The sequence below is a fragment of the Bradyrhizobium sp. P2_E8 genome (genome assembly GCF_056403875.1).
This window is the reverse complement of the sequence record NZ_JBFUES010000603.1, coordinates 1-4685: the sequence shown is the minus strand read 5'-3', so window position 1 is coordinate 4685 and position 4685 is coordinate 1. Positions and strand designations below refer to the sequence as shown.

Annotated in this window: 4 protein-coding genes; 3 read left to right on the top strand and 1 reads right to left on the bottom strand. The window is 63.5% G+C overall.

Annotated features, from left to right (window positions below; genetic code table 11):
* Nucleotides 1-17: 17 nt before the first annotated feature.
* On the top strand, nucleotides 18-1709 hold the full coding sequence (locus tag AC1D00_RS27635) for a benzoate-CoA ligase family protein (protein ID WP_477012833.1): 1692 nt from the start codon (nucleotides 18-20) through the stop codon (nucleotides 1707-1709).
* Between the two features lie 22 nt (nucleotides 1710-1731).
* Nucleotides 1732-2190, top strand: coding sequence for a RidA family protein (locus AC1D00_RS27630; protein WP_477012832.1), 459 nt, complete (start codon nucleotides 1732-1734; stop codon nucleotides 2188-2190).
* Nucleotides 2191-2218: 28 nt separating this feature from the next.
* Here the strand turns inward: AC1D00_RS27630 and AC1D00_RS27625 are convergent, their stop codons facing one another.
* Nucleotides 2219-2947, bottom strand: a complete 729-nt coding sequence (locus AC1D00_RS27625) for a CBS domain-containing protein (protein WP_404558122.1) — start codon at nucleotides 2945-2947, stop codon at nucleotides 2219-2221.
* A 211-nt stretch (nucleotides 2948-3158) separates the two neighbouring features.
* Here AC1D00_RS27625 and AC1D00_RS27620 point away from each other — a divergent pair.
* On the top strand, nucleotides 3159-4685 hold a 1527-nt coding region (locus AC1D00_RS27620; protein WP_477012831.1), incomplete at its 3' end, for a PHA/PHB synthase family protein.

Genomic DNA, 4685 nt, shown 5'->3' with positions numbered 1-4685 from the left:
GCGCAAAGGAGCGTGCGATGGCCAACGCCGCCAAGGTTCAAATGTCGGGCTCGTCTGACGGCAATGCGGCGACGGCCCATGTCGATACGTTCGCACGGCAACACCTGCCGCCGCGCGAGCTCTGGCCTGACTTCATCTTCACACGGCCCGAGCTGCAATATCCGCCACGATTGAACTGCGTCAGCTATTTCCTCGATCGTTGGGTCGAAGAGGGCCATGGCGACGCGCCTTGCGTCATCAGCCCCGCTGTCAGCTATACCTATCGCGAGCTGCAAGCGCTGGTGAATCGTATCGCCAATGTGCTGGTCGGCAAGCTTGGTCTCGTGACCGGTGGACGCGTGCTGCTGCGCTCTGCCAACAATCCGATGATGGTCGCAACCTACCTTGCGGTGATCAAGGCCGGCGGCATTTGCGTCGCGACGATGCCGCTGCTGCGCGCCAAGGAGCTGTCCTATCCGATCCAGAAGGCGGAGATCACGCTGGCGCTCTGCGATGGAAAGCTCGCCGACGAGATGGAGAAGGCGAAAGCCGCAGCGCCCGGTCTCAGGCAGGCCGTCTATTGGGGCAACGGCGCGGCCGATTCACTCGAGGCGCTGATCGCCGACGCAAGCCCGGAGTTCAAGGCTGTCGATACCGCCTCCGACGACATCTGCCTGATCGCTTTCACGTCGGGCACGACCGGCGATCCCAAGGGCACCATGCATTTCCACCGCGACATGCTGGCCGTCTGCGACGGCTACGCGCGCAACATCCTGCGCGCCGAGCAGAAGGATCGTTTCGTCGGCTCTGCACCGCTCGCCTTCACGTTCGGCTTCGGCGGCGTGCTGTTTCCTATGCATATCGGCGCCTCCTTCGTCGTGCTGGAGAAGACGACGCCGGACGACATCCTGACGGCGATCGAGCAGCACAGGACCACGGTCTGTTTCACCGCGCCGACCGCGTATCGCGCGATGATCGGCAAGCTTCCGGGCCGAGACATTTCCTCGCTTCGCAAGTGCGTCTCCGCCGGCGAGACGTTGCCCAAGCCGACATTCGATGCCTGGCTCAAGGCCACGGGCATCAAGCTGATGGACGGCATCGGTTCGACCGAGATGCTGCACATCTTCATCAGCGCGACCGAGGACGAGATCCGCCCGGGCGCGACCGGCAAGCCGGTGCCTGGCTACGAGGCGAAGATCGTCGACGACGCCGGCAATGACGTGCCGCCTGGGACGATGGGCCGCCTCGTGGTTCGCGGTCCGACCGGGTGCCGCTATCTCGCGGACGAGCGGCAGCACAAATATGTCCAGAATGGCTGGAACATCACCGGCGACACCTATCTGATGGATGACGACGGCTATTTCTGGTACCAGTCGCGCTCCGACGACATGATCGTGTCGGCCGGCTACAACATCGCAGGCACCGATGTCGAGGCGGTGCTGCTGACGCATCCCTCCGTCGCCGAGTGCGGTGTGGTTGGCGCACCGGACGAGGCGCGCGGAATGATCGTGAAGGCTTATATCATCGCCGCGCCCGGCATAACGCCGGATACTCAACTTGCGGCCGAGTTGCAGGAATATGTCAAACGCGAGATCGCGCCCTACAAGTATCCGCGCGCGATCGAGTTTGTGAAGCAGTTGCCGAAGACCGAGACCGGCAAGTTGAAGCGTTTTGCCCTGCGGCAACTGGCTCAGGCTGCGGCGACGTCGTCGGGCGTTGCCACAGAATGAGGGAAGGACGGAGCATTTGTCCGTGACAACGCCGAAAGGCCCGCAGCTCGCGGTGCTGTCGACCGCCGATGAGAATGACACGCGTTCGGCGACGCAGATCCTCCAGCCGTCCGGCTGGCCGGTGCCGAAAGGCTACGCCAACGGCATGGCCGCCGAGGGGCGGATTGTCGTCACCGGCGGCGTGATCGGCTGGGATGCTGAGGAGCGTCTCGCGGACGGCTTTGTCGCGCAGGTCCACCAGGCCCTGAGCAACATTGCCGCGATTCTGGCCGAAGCCGGTGCACGCCCTGAGCACCTCGTGCGCCTGACCTGGTACGTCGTTGACATCGACGAATACCTCGCGAACCTGAAGGAAGTCGGCAAGGTCTACCGTGCCATCTTCGGTGCGCACTATCCGGCGATGGCGTTGCTTCAGGTGGTGCGGCTGGTCGAGAAGGCGGCGCGCGTCGAGATCGAGGCCACCGCCGTCATTCCCCGCTGAGTCGCGTTTGGTCCTTCAGCTTGCCTTGTTAGCTCGCTTTGGCGAGATCGTCGTCCTGGGGTGAGTTCAGATAGACGCCGGACATGGTGTCGACCCAGCACAAATGGTCGTGCACCTTCTTCACGCCCTCGACGTTCTCCGCCGCGACGACCGCGGCTTGCCGTGCGCGTTCTTCGATAATGACGCCACTGAGGTGAACGATGCCGTCGCGGACGATGACGTTGAGTCCGAACGGGCACCAATCGTTCTTTTCCATGGTATCGATGATGCGGGTGCGAATGTGATCGTCATCGGCCGTCGGATCGGGCACCTCGCGGGCGAGCCCTGCGACGGCCTGCAACAGGTTGGCGCGGGACACGATCCCGACCACCATATCGCCGCGCACCACCGGCAGGCGCTTCACGTTGTTCCGTTCCATGAGATCGACGATCTCCGCGAGCGCCGTATCCTCGGTGATGGTCACGGGCGAGGCGGTCATCACCTCCGAGACCTTGCGGCCGTGCTCCTGGACGAAGTCGCTGGCCGATTTGCCCGGACCGAGGATGAACCGTAACCAGCGCCCCCGCTTGCGCCCGGTGCCGATTTCGCTGCGACGGATGAAATCTCCTTCCGAGACGACGCCGACCAGCTTGCCGGTCTCATCGACCACGGTAAGGCCGCTGACGTGCCGCTTCAGCATGATGTTTGCGGCCTCGACAATGCTGGTGTCGGGGCTGACCGAGATGACCGACCGGGTCATGATCTGATGGGCGCGCATGGAAGACTCCGCTGGCTCGTCGAATTTGGATGCGCAAAACCTAATTCGGCCGTCGGCGCGTGGTTTGACCCAGGTCAAGCGATCCGGGCCATTTCTCCCCTGAGTGAGCAATTGTGATCCGTGCCGGGATTTGATGCAGCTCAACGCGCATCGGAAGCGTCGCCATATCCTGCCGCCGACCTAGAACAGAAGCCCGCAGGACCATTCAGCCATGAGCGTCGTCAAGATATTTCCTCGGGCCGAAGAGCCGCCGGCGCAGGCTCTTTCCGCCAATCCGGCCGCCGAAGCCTCTACGACGATCCTCGAAACGACCCCTGAGAACAATTCCCTGCCTGCATCGGAGCCATACCCCCTCGACCGCGCGTTTCATGCGATGCTGGCGCGGTTCACGGGCGGGATTTCGCCGGTGGCCTTGACGCTCGCCTGGCTCGATTGGAGTGCGCATCTTGCCGCCGCGCCGGAGCGCCAGATGCAGATGTTCCGCAGCGGTCTTCGCGATACCGGCCGGTTGCTGCAAGCCGTCGCGCACGCGACGTCGCAAAAGCCGTGGTCCGTGATTGAGCCGCAGGGCCGCGATCGTCGCTTCAAGGACCCGCAATGGGAAGCCGCGCCGTTCAATCTGCTTGCGCAGGCGTTCCTGCTCACGGAGCGCTGGTGGCACGATGCCACGACCGGCGTGCGTGGCGTGTCGCATGCAAATGAAGCCGTCGTCGAGTTCTCGGTACGCCAGATGCTCGACATGCTGGCGCCGTCGAACTTCGCGGCCACCAATCCGCAGGTTCTGGAGAAAGCGTTCCAGAGCGGCGGCGAGAATTTTGTGTTCGGCTGGCAGAACTGGTGCAGCGATCTGATGCGCCTGCTCTCCATCTCGAAGCCGGCGGGTGACGAGCAGTTCGTCGTCGGCAGGGCGGTGGCGGCTTCGCCCGGGAAGGTCGTTTACCGCAACGATCTGATCGAGCTGATCCAGTACCATCCGACGACCGCGCAGGTGCGACCCGAGCCGATCCTGATCGTGCCGGCCTGGATCATGAAGTATTACATTCTCGACCTGTCGCCGCAGAATTCCCTGGTCAGGTTTCTGACCGGTCAGGGCTTCACCGTGTTCGCGATCTCCTGGCGCAATCCGGATGCGAAGGACAGGGATGTTGCCTTCGACGACTATCGCAAGCTGGGTGTGATGGCCGCGCTGGATACGATCGGCCGGATCATACCCGATCGGAAGACCCATGCGCTCGGCTACTGTCTGGGCGGCACATTGCTGTCGATCGCCGCCGCCGCCATGGCGCGCGAGGGCGATCGCCGTCTAGGCACCATCACGCTCCTTGCCGCCCAGACCGACTTCACCGAGGCCGGCGAAATGACGCTCTTCATCAACGAGAGCCAGGTCGCCTTCCTCGAAGACATGATGTGGCAGCGCGGCTATCTCGACACGACACAGATGGCCGGTGCGTTCCAGCTGCTGCGCTCCAACGAGCTGATCTGGTCGCGGCTGTCGCGCGACTACCTGATGGGCGAGAGCTCGCAGCCGAGTGATCTGATGGCCTGGAACGCCGATGCCACGCGGCTGCCGTATCGCATGCACTCGGAGTATTTGCGCAAGCTGTTCCTCGACAACGATCTGGCCGAAGGCCGCTATCGCGTCGAAGGCAGGAGCGTCTCGCTCTCCGACATTCACGCGCCGATGTTCGTGGTGGGCACACTCGCCGACCACGTGGCGCCGTGGCGATCCGTCTACAAG

Bases quoted from the DNA above. Each gene is read 5' to 3' on its own strand.
- AC1D00_RS27635 (WP_477012833.1), top strand. From the start codon at position 18: ATGGCCAACGCCGCCAAGGTTCAAATGTCGGGCTCGTCTGACGGCAAT.
- AC1D00_RS27625 (WP_404558122.1), bottom strand. From the start codon at position 2,947: ATGCGCGCCCATCAGATCATGACCCGGTCGGTCATCTCGGTCAGCCCC.